Source organism: Halocalculus aciditolerans, assembly GCF_014647475.1.
GTDB lineage: Archaea > Halobacteriota > Halobacteria > Halobacteriales > Halobacteriaceae > Halocalculus > Halocalculus aciditolerans.
Map to the genome: position 1 here is coordinate 371,135 of NZ_BMPG01000002.1, position 18,336 is coordinate 389,470.

At 68.6% G+C, this 18,336-nt stretch carries 15 protein-coding genes; 7 read left to right on the plus strand and 8 right to left on the minus strand.

The features are described 5' to 3' along the window. Positions 1 to 91 precede the first annotated feature (91 nt). Positions 92 to 862, plus strand: coding sequence for an SDR family NAD(P)-dependent oxidoreductase (locus IEY26_RS08540; protein ID WP_229773989.1), 771 nt, complete (start codon positions 92 to 94; stop codon positions 860 to 862). Continuing rightward, positions 862 to 2,055 carry an MFS transporter gene (locus tag IEY26_RS08545; protein ID WP_188977927.1) on the plus strand — a complete coding sequence of 398 codons (1,194 nt, stop codon included), beginning with the start codon at positions 862 to 864 and terminating at the stop codon, positions 2,053 to 2,055. Before IEY26_RS08540 ends, IEY26_RS08545 begins: the two co-directional genes overlap by 1 nt. 30 nt (positions 2,056 to 2,085) lie before the next feature. Here IEY26_RS08545 and IEY26_RS08550 read toward each other — a convergent pair whose 3' ends face one another. Next, on the minus strand, positions 2,086 to 2,682 hold the full coding sequence (locus IEY26_RS08550) for a zinc metalloprotease (RefSeq protein WP_188977929.1): 597 nt from the start codon (positions 2,680 to 2,682) through the stop codon (positions 2,086 to 2,088). Beyond that, positions 2,679 to 4,181: a TraB/GumN family protein gene (locus tag IEY26_RS08555; protein WP_188977931.1), complete on the minus strand. Its 1,503-nt coding sequence runs from the start codon at positions 4,179 to 4,181 to the stop codon at positions 2,679 to 2,681. Before IEY26_RS08555 ends, IEY26_RS08550 begins: the two co-directional genes overlap by 4 nt. 150 nt (positions 4,182 to 4,331) lie before the next feature. Between IEY26_RS08555 and IEY26_RS08560 the strand changes: the two genes are divergently transcribed. Continuing rightward, a complete protein-coding gene (locus IEY26_RS08560; RefSeq protein ID WP_188977933.1) occupies positions 4,332 to 5,366 on the plus strand; it encodes a hypothetical protein in 1,035 nt (344 codons plus the stop codon). Here IEY26_RS08560 and IEY26_RS08565 read toward each other — a convergent pair whose 3' ends face one another. Continuing rightward, a complete protein-coding gene (locus IEY26_RS08565) occupies positions 5,367 to 6,380 on the minus strand; it encodes a ferredoxin--NADP reductase (RefSeq protein ID WP_188977935.1) in 1,014 nt (337 codons plus the stop codon). 90 nt (positions 6,381 to 6,470) lie between these two features. Here IEY26_RS08565 and IEY26_RS08570 point away from each other — a divergent pair, with 90 nt between their 5' ends. Both IEY26_RS08570 and IEY26_RS08575 read left to right on the plus strand, forming a co-directional pair. Further along, positions 6,471 to 6,917 carry an acyl-CoA thioesterase gene (locus tag IEY26_RS08570; protein WP_188977937.1) on the plus strand — a complete coding sequence of 149 codons (447 nt, stop codon included), beginning with the start codon at positions 6,471 to 6,473 and terminating at the stop codon, positions 6,915 to 6,917. 54 nt (positions 6,918 to 6,971) lie between these two features. Next, positions 6,972 to 7,424 carry a hypothetical protein gene (locus IEY26_RS08575; protein ID WP_188977938.1) on the plus strand — a complete coding sequence of 151 codons (453 nt, stop codon included), beginning with the start codon at positions 6,972 to 6,974 and terminating at the stop codon, positions 7,422 to 7,424. Between the two features lie 285 nt (positions 7,425 to 7,709). Here the strand turns inward: IEY26_RS08575 and IEY26_RS08580 are convergent, their stop codons facing one another. Next, complete coding sequence (locus IEY26_RS08580; protein ID WP_188977940.1) at positions 7,710 to 8,645, minus strand: DUF368 domain-containing protein; 936 nt, start codon at positions 8,643 to 8,645, stop codon at positions 7,710 to 7,712. 6 nt (positions 8,646 to 8,651) lie between these two features. Then, positions 8,652 to 11,798: an oligosaccharyl transferase, archaeosortase A system-associated gene (locus IEY26_RS08585; protein WP_188977942.1), complete on the minus strand. Its 3,147-nt coding sequence runs from the start codon at positions 11,796 to 11,798 to the stop codon at positions 8,652 to 8,654. A gap of 121 nt (positions 11,799 to 11,919) precedes the next feature. On the opposite strand from IEY26_RS08585, the gene aglG reads away from it, so the two are divergent. Further along, positions 11,920 to 12,837, plus strand: a complete 918-nt coding sequence (gene aglG, locus IEY26_RS08590; protein ID WP_188978919.1) for a glucosyl-dolichyl phosphate glucuronosyltransferase — start codon at positions 11,920 to 11,922, stop codon at positions 12,835 to 12,837. Between the two features lie 39 nt (positions 12,838 to 12,876). Beyond that, positions 12,877 to 14,013, plus strand: a complete 1,137-nt coding sequence (locus IEY26_RS08595; protein ID WP_188977944.1) for a glycosyltransferase family 4 protein — start codon at positions 12,877 to 12,879, stop codon at positions 14,011 to 14,013. Here the strand turns inward: IEY26_RS08595 and IEY26_RS08600 are convergent, their stop codons facing one another. Genes IEY26_RS08600 through IEY26_RS08610 form a run of 3 tightly spaced genes read right to left on the minus strand, consistent with a single transcriptional unit; the run spans position 14,014 to position 18,264 of the window. Further along, complete coding sequence (locus IEY26_RS08600) at positions 14,014 to 15,375, minus strand: sulfatase (protein WP_188977946.1); 1,362 nt, start codon at positions 15,373 to 15,375, stop codon at positions 14,014 to 14,016. 39 nt (positions 15,376 to 15,414) lie between these two features. Next, entirely contained in the window at positions 15,415 to 16,872 is a 1,458-nt protein-coding gene (locus IEY26_RS08605) for an oligosaccharide flippase family protein (protein ID WP_188977948.1), read from the minus strand. Beyond that, positions 16,873 to 18,264: a sulfatase gene (locus IEY26_RS08610; protein ID WP_188977950.1), complete on the minus strand. Its 1,392-nt coding sequence runs from the start codon at positions 18,262 to 18,264 to the stop codon at positions 16,873 to 16,875. It lies immediately after the preceding gene. Positions 18,265 to 18,336 lie beyond the last annotated feature (72 nt).

Consider the following 18,336-nt stretch of genomic DNA (forward strand, 5'->3'; position numbering starts at 1 on the left):
CGTATCTCACTCTCTAAACGTCTTCGATATGTGCAGGGTCGTTGGGTTCGGATGGGCGAACGCCTTTGCCCGCGGCGACGGGAGAGAGAGTGTGACGCTCGATTCGTTCGACCTCGACGGCGCAGTGGTAGTGGTGACGGGCGGGACGCGCGGCATCGGCCGCGCGATAAGCGAGGGGTTCGCGGACGCGAACGCGGCGGCCGTCGTCCCGACCTCGCGGACCGAGACGGACGTGGAAGCGGCCGCCGACGCCGTCCGCGAGCGCGGCGCGGACTCGCTCGTCGCGCCGCTCGACGTGACCGACGACGACGCCGTGGACGACGCCTTCGCGCGCGTCGAAGCCGAGTTCGGCGGCGTCGACGTCCTCGTGAACAACGCCGGCATCAACGCCGAGGGCGCGCTCGGCACGCCCGAACGGGTCGAGATGGACGCCTACGATCAAGTGACGGACGTGAACCTCCGCGCGGCCTTCCGCTGCACGCAGGCGGCCGCGTCCTCACTGCGCGAGCGCGGCGGGAGCGTCGTGAACGTCGCGAGCGTCGGCGGCCTCGTCGGCCTCCCGCGCCAGCACCCCTACGTCGCCTCGAAGCACGGGCTCGTCGGCATCACGAAGTCGATGGCGCTCGACTGGGCCCCCGACGTCCGCGTGAACGCGCTCGCGCCCGGCTACGTCGCCACCGACCTCACCGCGGACCTCCAGGAGAACGAGGAGCTGCGGGCGTCCATCGAGCGACGCACGCCCCTCGACCGGTTCGCGGAGCCGGAGGAAATCGCGGGGCCGGCGGTCTTCCTCGCGAGCGACGCGGCGAGCTACCTCACGGGTGAGTGTCTCGCCGCCGACGGCGGCTGGACCGCTCGCTGATGAGCGCGCGCGAGGACGCCGGCCTCGACCCCTGGCTCACGCTCGCCGGCATCTGGGTGCTCTCCTTCGTCGTCAACGCCTACCTCATCGTCCCGTCGAGCGTCCTCCCGCTCATCATGGCCGACACCGGCGTCGACCACGCCACCGCCGCCTGGGTTATTAGCGGTGCCTTCCTCTCCTGGTCGCTCACCAACCTCGGCGTCGGCGTCGGCATCGACCGCTACGGCGACTACACCGTGTGCGCGGTCGGCACGCTCGTCGTCGCCGTCGCCGGCGTCTGGGGCTATTACGCCGGCGTCGACGGGGCCTTCGGCTCCCTCGTCGCCTCCCGCGTCGTCGCCGGCGTCGCCATCGGCGGCATCTGGACCGCCGGCTCGAACCTCGTCGGCCGCACGTTCCACTCGAGCCGGGCCGGCACCGCCCTCGGCCTCTTCACGACGAGCGCCCCCGCCGGCCTCGCCGTCGGCCAGCTCTTCGGCCCGCGCGTCGCCGACGCCGCCGGCTGGCCCGTCGCCATTGGGCTCTTCGGTGTCGCCGCCCTCGGCGGCTTCGCGCTCTTCGCGCTCGCCCACGGCCGCACCGACCCCGTCGACGCCCCCGCCGCGACCTCCGCGTTTCGTAATGTTCGCGCCGCCCTCTCCGAGCCCGCCGTCCGCTACGGCTGCGCCTTCGGCTTCGCCGCCTACTCGCTCTTCCTCATCTTCAACTCCTGGCTCCCCACCTACCTCTCCCAGGACCTCGGCGTCTCCCTCGCCGCCGGCGGCGTCGTCGTCGCCGTCTTCCCCGCGATGGGCGTCGTCTCCCGCGCGGCCGGCGGCGTCGTCTCCGACCGCTACCTCGGCCAGCGCCGCCTCCCCATCGTCGTCACGTCCTTCCTCGTCACGCTCCCCGTCGTCGCCGTCGTCGCGTTCGTCACCGACGTCACCGTCCTCCTCGCCGCGCTCGTCGTCGCCGGGTTCGCCGTCCAGCTCTCCATCGGCATCCTCTACAGCTACGTCCGGGAGGCCGTCGACGAGACCATCGCCGGCACCGCGCTCAGCCTCCTCGGTGCCGCCTCCATCTTCGGCGCGTTCTCCGCGCCCATCGCCGCCGGCTCCCTCATCGAGGGCTCCGGCTACGTCGCCGCCTTCGGCTACGCCGCCGCGCTCGCCGCGGTCGGCCTCGCGCTCACCTGGCTCGCCCCGGCGAACTAACCCGCTAGCCGCGTCCGCCGTGAATCGCGTTCAGAAGAAGAGGACGTAGACGGCGAGGCCGACGCAGGGGACGGCGGTGGCGGCCCAGACCGCGGTGCTCCACGCGCGGACTTTCCGGCCGTCGAGCGGGCCGTAGGGGAGCATGTTGAAGCCGGCGAGCAGGAGGTTGATCGTCACGCCGTAGCCGGCGACGGCGGCGACGACGCCGCCGGCGAGGGAGAGGGCGTAGAAGCCCCCGGCGAGGACGAGGTTAGTGACGGGGCCGGCGAGCGCGATGAGGCCGCCCTGGCGGTCGGTGAGGCGGCCGCGGTGGTGGACCGCGCCGGGGGCGGCGAAGAGGAAGCCGGCGAGGCCGCTCGCCACGGCGAGGAGGAGCATGCCGTAGTCCGCGCGGAACTCCGCGTACTGGCCGTAGTGGACGGCGACGACCTTGTGCGCGAGTTCGTGGAGGAGGAAGCCGACGCCCGCGGTGAGCATCGTGACCGCGAGGAGCCGGTAGAACCCCGGAACGGTGAACACGGTCACGAGCTCCGTCGGGTCGAGGCGGAGCTGGAGGAAGGCGAAGGCGACGCCGAGCGCCACCCAGGCGACGAGGAGGTCGCGGAGCTCGGTCCGGGTGACGTTCATGCGAGGCTCGTCAGGAGGTCGATGCTGTTCTGGATGCCGGCGCGCATCGCGGCGGTGACGGCGTCGACGGAGTCGAACCCGGAGACGAAGGGGAGGACGACGAAGGGGAAGAGGATGCTCGCGACGAAGCTCCCGAGGTTCGTGACGGCGACGATGGCGATGAGCTTGAAGAGCGGGACGTCGAGCATGTCGGCGAAGAGGTCGCGGACGGGGCGCTCCTCGTCGCTGAGGAGGGCGTTCAGCGTGGAGATGTCCGAGATGCTGACCTTCGTGTAGCGGAGTTCGACGTAGCCGGCGAACCAGCCGGGCGCGAGGAGGGGGTTGAGGCTGGTGAGCCACGCGACGAGGCCGCCGACGAGCGCGGACTGGGGGCGTGCGCCCGCCGCGTAGGCGAGGCCGCCCGCGAAGATACCGTTAAAGAGGAACCAGGCGGCGAAGACCTTCAGCAACACGAGGTTGGAGACGCCCGCCATGACGAGGAGGGCGAAGAAGACGAGGAAGCCGAGGGTGATGAGGACGCCGACGGCCTTGAAGAGGCTGAAGCGCTTCTCCGCACGACCAGTAAGAGACTCCATGGGCGGGAGGCTGTCGGGGTTTTCGAGGTAGGCTTCGACGCCTTCGCGGTGGCCCGCGCCGATGACGGCGACGACGTCCTTCCCCTGCATCCGCAGGGCGTGAATGCCGTGGGCGAGGTAGGCGTCGCGCTCGTCGATGAGGGCTTCAGCGCCGTTCGGGCTGAACCGCCGGAACTCGTCCATCATCACGGAGACCACGTCCTGGTCCATCAGCTCCGCCATGTCGAGCTCCTCGACGTCCGTGCCCTCGGGTTCGGTGAGGCGGAGGAGCGTCCCGAGGACGGCCGCGCCGACGAGCGCGGCGGCGAGCGCGATGGCGACGACTTCGACGACGCTCGCGAGCACGCTGAGTGCGGCCGTGAGAATCGCCGAGGAGAGCGTCGGCGGCACGACGAGGAACGGCCCGGCGACGGCTTCCGCGGCGATGCCGGCGAAGACGCCGACGAACCCGCCGAGCGCCGCGCCGATGGTGTAGCCGTCCGCCACGCCGAGCGCGAGCCCGCCGACCAACCGGAGTTTCTCCAGTATCCCCATCCGCGTCCAGAACCGCTGAATCGTCACCTGGATGTTCCGGTCGACCAGCGCGACCTCGATACCGAGGGCCTCCGCGGTCTCGACCGCCGCGAGCATGTCCGCGCCCGGCTGGATGTCGAACTTCTCGCCGAGCCGCGTCTGCACGTAGGAGAGCAGCCAGTACGCGAGGAACTGGAAGGCCATACTCCCCCGCAGGAGGTCCTTCGGGTCGATGTCGTCCGGCGTCTCACCCTTCATCTGCCGGTAGCGGCCCTCGTCGAGTTCGACCGCGACGGCGTCCGGCTCCTCCTCCTCGATGACGCGTTCGACTTCCTCCACGCTCTCGTGAGAGACGTGTGCCGTCCCGACGACGCGGACCGACCCACGCTCGGACGCGGCGGAATCGCTCATTACTCCTCGTAGTCCTCGCCGCGTCCTTACGTGTGTCGTTCACTGACTCGGCGTCGGCTCGCGCGCTCGCGACCCCACCTCCCGCTCGCGGGGTCGGCGGGCGGATGCGCCGACACAAAACCTATCCCGAACCCATCGGACGTTCGACGTATGTCGCGCGCCCTCCGCGCTCTCGCAGTCGTCGCGCTCCTCGTCCTCGCGGGCTGTTCGGGCGGCTCGACGACGATGACGCCGGACGACCCACAGACGACACAGTCCACGACGACCACGACGCCGGCCAACCCACAGACCACCACGACGACAGACGGTACACAGACCACCACCGGCTTGGGCGACGGCGGCTACTACCGCGCGTACACGGTTCGGGCGTCACCCGCATCGCTCGACGACGCAGCGGCCGACGTCGCGCGGACGCCGGACGACCTCGCGCGACACCGCGCGGAGGAAGCGCGGCTCGTCCGCCGCGCGGCCGCGAACGGGTCCGCGTCCCGCGTGAAGATGGGGCCCGACGTGAACCTCGGCCTCGACGGCGAGCTCGTCGCCGTGAACGGCACGTACGCCCGCGTGAACGCCACCGTAACCACGCGAGAGAGCGTGACCGCCCACCTCGTGCACGCCGACGGACCACTGGAGAACTCCTACGAGGGCGACGAACTCGACGCCTACCGCGAACGCGCGGTGAACGACAGCGCGCTCTCCCGGGCCGACCGCCGCGCCGTCGCCGCGACGATCGGCATCTCCAGCGGCCCCTACGACGGCTACCACGGCATCGGCTACTGGCACTACTTCCGGAACGGGACCGTCCCCGAGAACGCGACGCTCGCGGACGGCGACACGCACGTCGTCCGCTACGACGGGACGCTCTGGAAGTTCGAACTCGACCCGTCGCGGACGAGCGAGCAAGTCCGGTATCGCGTCACCTACACGCTCGACACCGTCGCGTCGAACGAGTCCGCGTGGGAGGCGTACGTTCGCGAGCACCACGTCACCGCGCTCGAAAACGCCCCCGTCGGGCCCGCCGACCGGGACGTCCTCCGGCGCGCCATCGAGAACGGAACCGTCGAGTGGGAGGGGACGACTGAGAACGAACCGGCGGGCTTCGAGGCCCTCGCCGCGGAACACCCGCGTTACGTCGAGCGGAACGGGACGCTCTACCGCGTGACCGTCGAGGAAGTCGTCGAGTGACTACCCGAACCCCTCGGAGTAGACGTCGGATTCGGGGACGCCGACGGCGTGCACGACGTCCTCTAAGGTGTTGACCATGAGGGAGATGCCGCAGGCGTAGACCTGGAGTTCGTCGGGGTCGATGGTCGCGGGCGCGTCGGTGTTCGGGGCCTCGCGGAGGCACTTCCGGAGGTCGGCGTTGAGGCCGGCCGGGTCGACGCCGTCGGCGAGGTACTTGCAGAACGTCTGCTGGACGTAGTCCGTCTCGCCGCGCCACGTCGTCACCGTCCGCTCGCGCGTGAGCGTCGGGACGAAGTGGAACCCGCGGTGTTCCTCGTCCAGTTGCCGGAACTCCTCGCGGTACGCGAGGTCGTCCTTCCACGCGGTGCCGTAGAAGAGCCAGACGTCGCGGTCCTCGGCCAAGTCCTCCTGGTAGAGGTAGCGAATCATCCCGCGGAGCGGGGCGACGCCCGTCCCGGTCGCGAGGAAAGCGAGGTCCTTCGTGGAGTCCTCGTCGAGCGTGAAGTGGCCCTGGGGGCCGCGAATCGTCACGTCGTCTCCGACCTGTGCGTTCGAGAGCAAGTGGTCCGTCATGCGGCCGCCGGGCACCCGCCGGATGCAGAGCGCGAGGTCGTCGTCGTTCGGCGAGGAGGAGAGCGAGTAGGCCCGTGAGCGCCCGTCGTAGCGGAAGCCGACGAACTGGCCGGCGGCGTAGTCGATGTCGCCGTCGATGTCCACCGTTATCTCGACGAGACTCGGGAAGTCGCGTTCGATGCGGTCGCGGAGCTCGCGGAGTTTCGAGCGGTGATGGCGGGGGAGGCGTTCGGCGTCCGTCATCGCCTGCTGCCAGTTCACCTGCTCGCCGGCGACGGCGTCCGCGAGGCCGTGTTCGGTGAGGATGCGGGAGACCGCCGCGCGCATCTCGTGTTCGCGGTGGCGGTCGAAGGCGTTGACGTGGGAGATGTGGCCGGTGTCGGTGACGAGCGGGAGTTCCGAGACCGAGTGAATACCGTACTGCTCCAGGAGCGACGTCATTCACTCCGTCTTCGGTCGCCGGCGTGATGTACTTCGGGGCTGTGCCACCGAGGACAGTGAGTATTTCCCCGCCTACGAGCTACCTCGGGTATGGACGTTCTGGACACCGTCATCGAGAACCGCTTCATGGTGCAGCCGAACCACGCGAACATCAACGGGACCTGCCACGGGGGGAACGTGATGAAGTGGATGGACGAGGTCGGCGCGATGTCCGCGATGCGCTTCGCCGGCCAGCCCGTCGTCACCGCGCGCATGAACGAGGTGAACTTCAAACGCCCCGTCCCCATCGGCGACACCGCCGCCATCGAGGCGTACGTCTATCAGGCGGGAACGACGAGCGTCCGCGTCCGCCTCCGCGCGTACGCCGAGAACCCCCGGACGGGCGAGAAGCGCCTCACCACGGAGTCCTACTTCGTCTACGTCGCCATCGACGACGACGGCGAGCCGAACGAGGTCCCGCCGCTCACCGTCGACAGCGTCGAGGGCGAGGAGCTCCGCGAGGACGCGCTCACCGAGGAGCCCGACCACGTCGAATGAGCGGGCGTCGTGGGTGACGCGGGGTTTAACCGCTCCCTCCGCCAACCTCCGGTCATGATCGACCCGGACGACCTCCCGGACCCGCCGATGCTGGCGCGCGAACAGGACGTGAGCGAGTACGACGACGTCGAGGTGAACCCGACCGACACCCACCGCGACGACCTCGACGACTTCCTCGCCGAAGGCGCGTGGGCGGACGCCATCGAGGAGTGGGCCGCCGACGCCGACCTCGACGAGGCCGAGTACGAGATCGCGCGCGACCTCGGGCTCTTCCAGGAGTTCGACTTCTTCTGGGACTCCTTCGCGCAGCGCGTCGGCTACCACACCCCCGGTATCCCGGAGGACTGGAAGGAACGCGGCCTCCACCCGGACCTCGACTCGTGGAGTCAGGTCTCCGCCATCAACGCCGAACTCGCCACGCTCGGCCGCATCATCGCCGACGAGCTCCACGAGTACGTCGACTGGGAAGACGACTACGACGCCCCCGACGACCTCCCAGACTTCTAGGTGTAGGTGCTTCGGAGGCCGCGGAAGGCGGCCGAGAAGCACCGAACACGCGAACGCCGAGCGACTACAGGAGCGACGCGTGAGACTGCTTCGGAGGCCGCGGAAGGCGGCCGAGACGCACCGGACACGCGAACGCCGAGCGACCGCAAGAGGGAGGCGTGAGCGGTGGCGTGATCGTTCGGAGCGGGGGAGCGACTAAAAGCGACGGGGCAGTGAGCGGGCCGGCGGATCGAAGTTCCCCGGACGTGCGGACGTCGAAAGTGCGGAGAGAACGAGGCGGCGGGGTCAGTAGCCGAGGTCGTTGGTGTAGTGGTCGAGGGCGGCGACGAGGCCGCCGCCGACGGCGGCGGCGGCGAGGAGCGCCGCGACGGCGGTGGGCGTCCACGCGGGCGTTTCGGCGAGGACCTGTTCGCCGGGCGCGCGAAGCGACCCGGCCATGAGCGCGATGAGGAAGGTGAGCGTCGCGGTGCGGTAGTGGTCGAAGGCGTAGGAGACGACGCGCGCGAAGGTGAGGAGGCCGATGAGCGCGCCGGTGGAGAAGACGGCGAGGACGAGGAAGGGGTCGGTCGCGGCGGCGAGGTTGCCGCGGAAGAGCGCGCGGGTGAGCGAGTGGACGGCGGTCGTCATCACGAGGTACTGGCCGATGGTGAGGAGGATGAGGGAGCCGGAGATGCCGGGGAGGACCATCGCGCAGATGGCGAGCGCGCCGGTGAGGAAGACGACGAGGAGGTTCGTCGTGCCGGTGCCGCCGGACGCCTGCCCGCTGACGAGGAACGCGAGCGCGAATCCGGCGACGGCGATGCCGAGGAGGCGCGGGCTACTGAGTGTGAAGTCGGCGCGGAGGACGACGACGGAGGCGGCGACGAGCCCGAAGAAGAACGCGTACGTCGGGCCGGGCGCGACCGCCGTCGCCGCCGTCACGACGTTCGCGACGGTGACGACCGCGGAGAGGACGCCGACCGCGAGCACCGTGAGGAAGGGAACGTCCATCCGGAGGAGCTCCGCGCGGAGTTCCGCGCGCGGCTCGGCGTGGCGGGCGGCCGCGAGAAGCGGGACGAGCGCGAGAACGTCGCGCGGGTCGAGCGACGCGACCGCGTTCACGAGGCGCTCGTAGATGCCCGTGATGAGGGCGATTGTGCCGCCGGAGACGCCCGGAACCGCGTCCGCCGCGCCCATGCACGCGCCCTTCAGATACACGACGGCGAGGTCGCGTGCAGGCATCGTGGGTTAGGCGAGTGCGGCGGTGTCGGCGTCGAGCGTGTCGGGTTCGACGAGCGACGCCGTCGTGTCACCTGACGTTGAGGTGCCGGACGTCGAGTTGGTCGGGGGCTGGCTGGCGGTCTGTTCGAGGGTCACGGTGACCGCGCTCGGGTCTTCGCCGATGACCTGGCCTTCGGAGACGCTGGCGTTCGCGGAGTAGGCCGGGACGACCTGGAGGCTGCCGTTCTTCATGACGACCTGCTGGCCGGCCGTGAACTCGTACGAGCCGGTCGCGCGGACGCTGACGTTCGTGTGTCCGTTCTCCGGGCCGTACTCGCTGTAGCCGGTCGTCGAGTACGGGAGCGTCATCGTGAAGTCACCGTTCTCGTCGGTCTGCGCGTACTGCGTGTAGGTGAACGTCGCGTTCTGGCCGATGCGCGTCGCGTCCATCTGGACGCTCGCGCGGACCGTGCTGTTCGCCGGGCCCTGTCCCTGGACGGTCGCGCCGGGGACGCGCTCGTAGAGCTTCGCCCACGTCGGGATGTTCGAGAAGCGCTCACCCTGAATGACCTGGCGGGCGGGCGCGTAGTCCGTGCTCGTCCCGACCATGCGGTAGTGCTGGAGCGCGGGCACGAACTCCGAGGGGTATTTGCCGACGCCGCCGACCTGGCTCGTCGGCTCACCGAACTGGTCGACGGAGTCGTTCTGCACGTAGTTCCGCGCGGCCTGCATCGAGTTGAACTGCTTGTACGCCGTGTCGTTCTGCCCGTTCTGCTGGTAGTAGCGAGCGGCGGGCGTCCCGTCGTTCGTCCGCGCCGTGTAGTCCCAGTCGACGACGACCGGGCTCGGCTGGACGGCGGAGCCCTGGTACCGGTAGAGCCGGACGATGAGGCTCTCGTAGTACTTCTGCGTGTGGACGGTGCCGAGGTTCTGCTCGTAGGCGAGCTGGCCGTTCTGACTCGAGACCTTCGCGAAGTTCTGGAAGTAGTCGTACTGCGAGACGTTCATCGACGTGTAGACGGTCGGGGCGAAGAACTTCCCGTTCTGGCCCTGTGTCGTCGCCATCTTCCAGTCGACGGCGACGTACTTCGTCTGCTCGCCGCTCTCACCGAGGTTGTTGAGCACGTCCTGCGCGGCCGTCTCGTTCGGCGCGAGCAGGAAGTTCGCGGCGACTTCGGCGTTCTGCTGGAACGGGTTGGCGACCGGGATGCGTTCGCCGTTCGTCGTGATCCAGTGGCCGTAGTCCCACCAGGACATCACGCCGTACGCGCCGTCCGGATACTGGTAGTCGTCGGTCTTCGAGTACGTGCCGTAGTAGTCGAGCTGGTCGGCGTTACCGGTGCCGTTGTAGTTCCCCTCCGCGGGCGTGGAGGAGTTCATCCACGTGAGCATGGAGTCCCATCCGACGACCGAGCCGGGGCCGTTCGAGTCGGCGGCCGCGCCGGCCTGCGTGACGTGCGGGTCGTCGGCCGTCCACGCGGAGACGGGGGCGGCGAGCGGGACGACGAGCACGAGGAGGACGACGGCGACGGCGATGACTTGGTCGCCGCGGATGTCGCTCGCGTTGAACTCGCCGTTCCAGAGGAGGTCGGCGATCCAGTAGACGAGGTAGCCGTTCAGGACGGCGACCGGGACGACGAGGTAGTAGTTGAAGCGGACCTGCGTGAAGGCGGCGGAGACGATGAACATCCCATAGACTAGTAGGAGTTTCGCCGCGGCGGACCGGTCGGTGAGGCCGACGGCCCCGAAGAGGAGGCCGCCGACGACGAGGATACCGAGGAAGGTCGCGTCGATGCCGAGCGCGCCGGCGACGCCCGGAACGATGAGGTTAGGGAAGAAGAAGACGAGGACGATGGCGACGACGGAGACGATAGCGTAGTAGAGTTCGTTGGTCTTCTCGGAGCGGACGAGCGGCTCGTAGATGAGGACGGCCGCGCCGAGGAGCGCCGTGTAGAACGTCGCGCCGTACTGCTGGCTGATGGTGGCGAACTTCTCTGCCGCGCCGGTCGACGCGCCGCCGAGGAACGGCTGCGCTTCGCCGACGGTCCGGGTCGTCGCGCCGGTCGTGAACCCGACGAACCGCACGAGCTGGTTCACGAGCTTGTCGAAGACGCCGGGGAGGAGGACCGCGGAGATAGCGGCGACGACGATGAGGATGCCGACGACGGCGGCCGGATAGTATTCGCGTTCGACAGCGCGTTCGTCCCACTCGCGGGCGAACCACGCGAGGAAGACGACGCCGCCGGCGGTGAGGAGCGCGAGCGCGGGCTGGAGGAGGGTCGGCGCGGCCGCGGCGAACCCGCTCTCGCCGACCGGCACGAGCGCCATCACGAACGTGACGACCATGCTGATGACGCCGACGAAGGCGACGTGGTCAGGGCTGTTCCCGCGGGCGTACTCGCCGCACATCGCGACGGTGTAGAACGCGGCGAAGACGCCGACGAGGAGGACGCCCGGCGGCCACACCCAGAGGTAGAGGCCGGTGGCGACACCGGCGAGCGCGCTCCACCCGACGACGCTGCGCAGGGCGTCCCAATCGCGGTCGACGACCTGCTCCCAGACGGGGTAGTCGCGCTGGGCGGCGGTGAGCGCGACCATCGTCGCGAGCACGGCGAACGCCTGGAAGAGCGGCTCCGTGCCGTTGTGGTCGGCGACGCCGACGAGACTCCGGCCGAGGAAGAGGCCGGGGAGGAGCGCGAGGACCACGGCGGAGACGACGCCGCCGAGGCGGCCGCCGAGGCGCTTCCCGAGGAAGTAGACGGGAATCGCTGTGAGCGCGCCCGCGACTGCCGGCTCGAAGAGGAGCGTCATCGCGATAGTGTGGTCGGACGGGCTTCCGAGGCCGATGACGAGCGCGACCGTCGCGACGATCTGGTCGAAGAGCGTGCCGAACTGACCGACGGTCTTCCCGGTCGGGAAGCCCGTCCAGACGTCGAACGGCATGACGCTCGGGTAGTGCTGTACCGTGTACATCACCTGCCGGAGGTGGTACCAGGGGTCGTTTCCGGAGAAGTACACCTTCCCGTTGACGATGAATTTCTGCCACGCCTGCACCCGTATCGCGAACATGAACACGATGACGAGCGCGAGCGCAGCGACGTGATACCACTCCCTGGCGTACGCCAACGCGTCTTCTCGGGAGATGGAGGGGCCTCCCGAAGCGTCGCTACTCATTACCAACACGCACTGCCAACGCAACCATATGCCTTGTCATTACGACTGGAATCTGCAGGCCTCGCCGGGTCCCGCCGACGACGGAAACCTCTTTTATCCCGCCTGGACTACCCCGAAGACGATGCGGGTCTCCGTCGTCCTCTGTACGTACACGCTCGATATGTACGACCACTTCCGCGAGGCCGCCGACAGCGTCCTCGCGCAGTCTCACGGCGACGTCGAACTCGTCGTCGTCGTCGACGGCTACGAGGACGTCTACGACACCGTGAACGAGGACTACGGAGGCATCGAAAACGTCCAAGTCCACTGTAACGACGAGAATCAGGGGCTCCTGATTAGTCGGAACCGCGGCGCGGCGTACGCCACCGGGGACGTCGTCGCGTTCATCGACGACGACGCCGTCGCCGACGAGGACTGGCTCGTCGGCCTCGTCGACGCCTACGAGCACGCCGACGCCCTCGCCGCCGGCGGGAAACTCCTCCCCCAGTGGGTCGCCGGGAAACCCGACTTCCTCCCCGAGGAGTTCTACTGGCTCGTCGGCGCGCAACACGCCGGCTTCGCCGACGGCCCCGGCGAAGTCCGCAACACCTTCGGCTCCAACATCAGCTTCAGAAGAGACATCTTCGAGGACCTCGGCGGGTTCGACCCCGAGATCGGCGGCCGGAAGGGCGAGAAGAACCTCCAGGGCGGCGAGACCGAGCTCTGCGCGCGCCTCCGACGCGAGTACGACCGCGGCGTCTACTACGTTCCGTCCGCCGAAGTCGAACACAAGATCTTCGACTACCGCACGGACTTCCGCTGGCTCTGTGACCGCGCGTTCTGGCAGGGCTACTCGAAACGCGCCATGGAGGAGCTCCTCCCCGACTCCGGCGGCGAGGAGACCGACTTCCTCGCCTTCCTCCTCCTCACCGCCACCCCGCAGCGGCTGAAAGCCCTCCTCACCGGCCCCTCCCTCCCGAAAGCGAAGCAGCTCGTCACGCTCTACGTCTTCACCGCGCTCGTCGGGTTCGGCTATCTCTACGGCGTCGCCACGCGGTAGGTGGCAAGGCTGATACCGCCGATGCTGTAAGGACGGAGTATGCCCGACCGCGGCGTCTGCGTCGTCACCCACCCGCTGAGTTCGTCCGGCGAGAACGCCACGCGAACCCTCCTCGACGTCCTCGCGGCCCTCGGCCCGGTCTCACTCGTCACCGCGGACCTCCCCGCGGCGTCGACGATTCGGGACGACCACGAGGTCGTCGAGATCACTCGCGCGGGCGCTGGCGACTCGATTCTCGTCGCCGCCGTCCGCTTCGCGCTGAACCAACTCCGGATGAGCCGCGTCGTCGCCGGCCGCGACGAGGACGTCGTGCTCTTCTTCGGCGCGACCGCCTACCTCCTCCCCGTCCTCGTCGCGCGGCTCGTGGGGAAGACGGTCGCCGTCGAACCCCGCGGCGACGTCCCGCTCACGCTGAAACTCAACTGGCGGCAACGCGTCCCCGACCCCGTCGCCGCCGTTCTCGCCGGGCTCGTCCGCCTCCTCGAACGAACGAGCTTCGCCGCCGCCGACGGCGTCGTCACCTACACGCCCAACATGGCGCGCCAGCTCGGCCTCGACCCCGACGACGCCGACGTTCACCCGAACGGCGCGCGCTACGTCGACACCGACACCTTCGCCCCGCGCACGCCCTACGGCGACCGCCCGAAGACCGTCGGCTTCCTCGGCCGCCTCGACGAGGAGAAGGGCATCCGCACGCTCGCCGCTGTCGCCCGCCGCCTCCCCGACGACTACACCTTCCGGTTCATCGGGAGCGGCGACCTCGACGACTGGCTCGCCGACGAACTCGACGCCGAAATAGAAACAGGAAGCGTCGAGCTCGCCGGCTGGGTCGACCACGACGACGTCCCCCGCGAACTCGACGGCCTCCGCCTCCTCGTCATGCCCTCCGAGCCCACCGAAGGCCTCCCGACGACGATACTGGAAGCGCTCGCCTGCGGCACGCCCGTCTACGCCACGCCCGTCGCCGGCGTTCCCGACGTCGTCAGAGCCGGCGACACCGGCTTCCTCATGGAGGCAGCCGACGCCGACCGGATTCTCACCGACCTCGAACGCATCCTCGGACGCGACGACCTCGCCGAGATAAGCGCGAACGGCCGCGCGCTCGTCGAGAACGAGTACAGCTTCGACGCCGCCGTCGACCGGTATCGAGAGATTCTCGCGGCGCTCCGCGCCTGACTACTCCGAGTAGCCGAGGCGGCGGAGGCGTTCCTTGACGTGTTCTTCCATCTCCACGTCGGAGATATCGGTGTCGGTCTCGGTGACGGCGCGGCGGTGGTCGTTCAGTCGGTCCGCGAGGTCGTCGACGACGTCGGGGTGGTCGTCGGCGACGTTCTCCTGCTCGCCGGGGTCGGCGTCGAGGTCGTAGAGTTCGCGGTCGCCGCCGTGGCGCTCGATGTACTTCCAGCGGTCGGTGCGGCACTGGAAGTCCTCGCCCGCGCCGTCGTCGACGAACATCCCGCCGCAGATCTCCTCGCGCGGCCACGTTCCTTCGGTGACGAGGTCGACGAGGCTGTGCCCGCAGTAGCTCTCCGGGACGTCGACGCCGACCGAGTCGAGGAGCGTGACCGGGAGGTCGGTGAGGGCGACGAGGTCGTCGAACGACCCGCTCCCGCCGAGCCCATCAATGAGGAGGGGGACGTGGAGTTTGACGTCGTAGAGCTGCGCGCCGGAGAAGTAGCCGTGTTCGAGGAAGTGCTCGCCGTGGTCGGCGGTGAACGCGAACACGAAGTCCTCGCCCCACTCGTCCTCAGCGGCCGTGACGAGGCGTTCGACTTCGTCGTCGGTGTATCGGATTTCGGCGTCGTAGAGGTCGATCAGCGTCTGGAGTTCCTCGTCCGCGACGTTCTCGGGCTCTTCGAGGACTTTCCGCCGGAGCTTGATGCATTCGCGGTCGTCGAGCGGCTCGTCGAGGTACTTCTCCTGGTACTCGGCGGGCGGGAGGAAGGGGTGGTGGACGTCCATGTAGTGGACCCAGAGGAAGTTCGGCTGGTCGCCGGACCCCTCGATGAACCGGATGGCGCGGTCCGTGATTTCGTCGCCCGGCGAGTGGTAGGAGCCGACGTTGACGCCGCCCGCTGACTCCGCGAAGTCGTACATCGACTGCAAGACGTCGAAGAGCGCCGTTCCCTCGAGATTCGTCTTCACGTACTGGCGGGCCTTGCTGAGCGGTGAGGCGTCCTCCTTCGAGTCGAAGAACGTGTCGAACCCGCGGTCGTAGCCGTAGTCCGCGCCGATGTAGAGGTTCGAGTGAATGCCGCCGGTCCGGTAGCCGGCGTCGCGGAAGGGTTCGGCGACGACGGTCTGCTCCTCGGAGATGCGTCCGTAGCCGCCGTACATCAGGGGCGTCACGCCGGACAGGATGGAGGGAAAGGCGAACTTCGTGCCGCCGACGTGCGCGAACGCGTTCTCGAAGGTCGCCGCGTCGCCGGCGCGGCCGTCGATGAACGGCGTCACGTCGCGCTCGTAGCCGTGGTATCCCACGTGGTCCGCGCGGAGGGAGTCCACGGTGACCAGCAGGACGTTGCGGGCTTGACTCATACCGGAGGATGGGAATCCCGCTCTTTAACGGTTATCGTCTCACCGCCCGGGGAGCGAGACGTCGACGGGGAGCATACCGATAGCCTTCGTCCGGATGCGCTTCGAGAGCGCGAGGAGCACGAGCACGTAGGAGGTCGCGCCGAGGGCGACGAGACCGATTGTCGCGGGGATCCCGCCGGGCGCGACGGTGAGGGCGACGGCGACGACGCCGCCCATCACGGCCGCGCCGACGAGCTCGACGCCGATGTCGTAGAACGGGACGCGCGGCCGGCCGATGAGCGCCTGGAGCGAGGCGAACCCGATGCCGAGCCGGAGCGCGGACGATCCGAGCGTCGCGACGGCCGCGCCCAGCCAGCCGAACTCCCAGACGAGCGCGACGTTCGCGACGAGGTTCACGGCGGAGAACGCGGCGTTCGCCTTGAACGCGACGTCCGGGCGGTCGATGGCGTTGAGGACGTCGATGAACTGAGAGGCGTAGGCGTTCAGGAGGTACGCGCCGACGAGGACGACGAGGACGGCTGCGCCCTGTGGGAACTCCGCGCCGTAGATTCTGAGAACGCGCCCGCCGACGGCGTACGCGCCGACGAGCCCCGGAATGAGGAAGACGCCGGAGAACACGAGCCCCTCGTTGAGGAAGTGGTGGATGCGGTCGTAGTCGTTCGCGGCGTCCAGTTCGCTCAACTCGGGGAACAAGGTGGTTCTGACCGACGCGCTCACCATCCCGAGCATCGACGCGAGCCCCCACGCCGCCTCGTAGACGCCGATGAGCGTCGACGTGACGAAGAAGGAGAGCACGATAGTGTCCATCCAGCCGAACATCCGCGACGTCAACGACCCCATCCACGAGTACCGCGAGTAGGCGAGCACGCTCTCGACGGCCGCGCGGTCCGGGAGTGTCGGGCGGTTCGTGAGAACGACGAAGCCGATTGCGGCGCTCACGAACAGTGAGACGATGGGGCCCACGACGAGCGCCGTGACGCGGTACCCCGCGAGGATGAGCACGACCTGCACGGCCGTCCGGCTGGCGCGCTCCACGGCGTTCATCACGCCCGTGAACATCACGCGTTTCTCCCCCCAGACGGACGCGCGAGCCGTCCGGAACGCCGTGTTCCCGAGGACGATGAGCGCGAGGAATCCACCGTACGTCACGAGGACATTGGTGAACTCCGTCGAACGCGGGTCAACGACGAACGGTAGCACCGTTCCGGCGACCACGATGACGGCCGCGAGAACGAGGCCGAGAACCGCGTTCACGAGGAGGCCCGCGCCCGCGTAGATACTGCGGTCGGTGCTCTCGCTCATCCGCTTCGTAATCGCGGTCGCCACCGCGTTCGTCGGGATGCTCAGCCAGAAGAGACCGATGGCGAGCGCGACCTTGTACGTCCCGAGCGCGGACGCGCCGAGGAGCCGAGCGATGATGAACGTCGCAGCGAACCCCGTGACCGTGACGACGATCTGCGAGAGAAAGTGGACGACGGTGCGGCGTCCGAGCCGCATCTATTCGACGTACCCGAGGTCGGCGAGTTGCTGTTTCATCGCGTCCGTGAACTCGGCTTCCGAACGCTCGCCGAGCGGCGCGCCCGGTCCGTCGAGCCACTCTTCGGTGAACGCTTCGAACTCCGCCGTGACTTCGGGATAGTCCGCGGCGACGTCCGTGGACTCGTCGGGGAGTCGGTAGAGGTCTTCGCCGTCGTCGCTGTAGAGGAACTTCCACTCCGTATCCCGGACGGCGGTGAGCATCGGCTCGTGGTAGCGCGACACATCGAAGTCGGGGTTGTACTGCAGGTACGGCTCTGTTTCCAGCGGGTCCCGCTGGACGATGGCGCGCTCCCGGGTCTCCTCGCGGAGGTCGACGCCTTGGAACTGGTCCGTGTCGCCGCCGGCGCCCGCGACGAGCGTCTGCATCACGTCGGCGTGCTGGACGAGGTCCGCCGAGTCGAACGAGAAGTCCGCACCGTGAACGACGAGCGGAACGTTCACGAGGCCGTCGTGCGGGACGGCCTTGTGCGCGAGCATCCCGTGCTCGCCGAAGAGTTCACCGTGGTCCGCAGTCACGACGAAGACGGTGTCGTCGAGGTCGAGCGACTGCACGTAATCGAAGAGGCGACCGATCATCTCGTCCGTGTAGCGAATCTCGGCGTCGTACATCGCGACGAGCGCCCCCCACTCGTCTTCGCTGAACGGACAGCCTTCTGCGACGTACTCGTAGAGGTTATAGTGCACGTCCATCGAGAACTCGGCTGCCTCTTCCGTGCTCATCTCTAACTCGTCCGTATATCGGTCGAGATAGGGGAGCGGCGGATAGTATGGGCGGTGTGGTTCGTTGTAGTGGAGGTAGCAGAAGAGCGGCTCGTCCCCGTCGGCGGCGTCGTCGAGCCGCCGTTTCGCGAGCCTGTTCATCAAGAACGGCGTCGAGTGCTTCGCGGTGTCGAGGTCGTACCCCGCCGAATGAGTTCGGAGGTTGAAGAGGTACTTGAGCGTCGTCTTGAGGCCAGCAGCCTGGAGGAGCGTCGACGACGCGAGCCAATCGAACTCCTCGAAGCCCCGTGAGAGGTCAGTCGCGTCGCTCAAGTGCGAGTTCCGGGAGACGCCGATTGTGTGGTATCCTTCCTCGCGGAGGAGTTCGGGGACGGTTCGGAGGCTCTCTGGGAGGCGCTCGCTCCCGAACCCGACTTCGTGGTGAGACGGGTAGGTCCCGCTCAGAATCGACGCGGTCGAGGGGAGCGTCCACGTGGCATGCGAGATGGCGTTCGACGTCGCCTGTCCGCCCCCGTCGTTCGCGATCCGAGCGAGGTTCGGGGTGGTGTCGCGTTCGTATCCACCGAGGGAGGTATGGTCGAGGCGGACGCTGTCGAGCGTCACCCAGACGACGTTCGGACGCCGAGTCATAGTTCCGTGAAACGCGGGGTCGATGAAACTTCTATCGGTTCCAAAGAAAGCGTTATCGGGCGGACCCCCTAT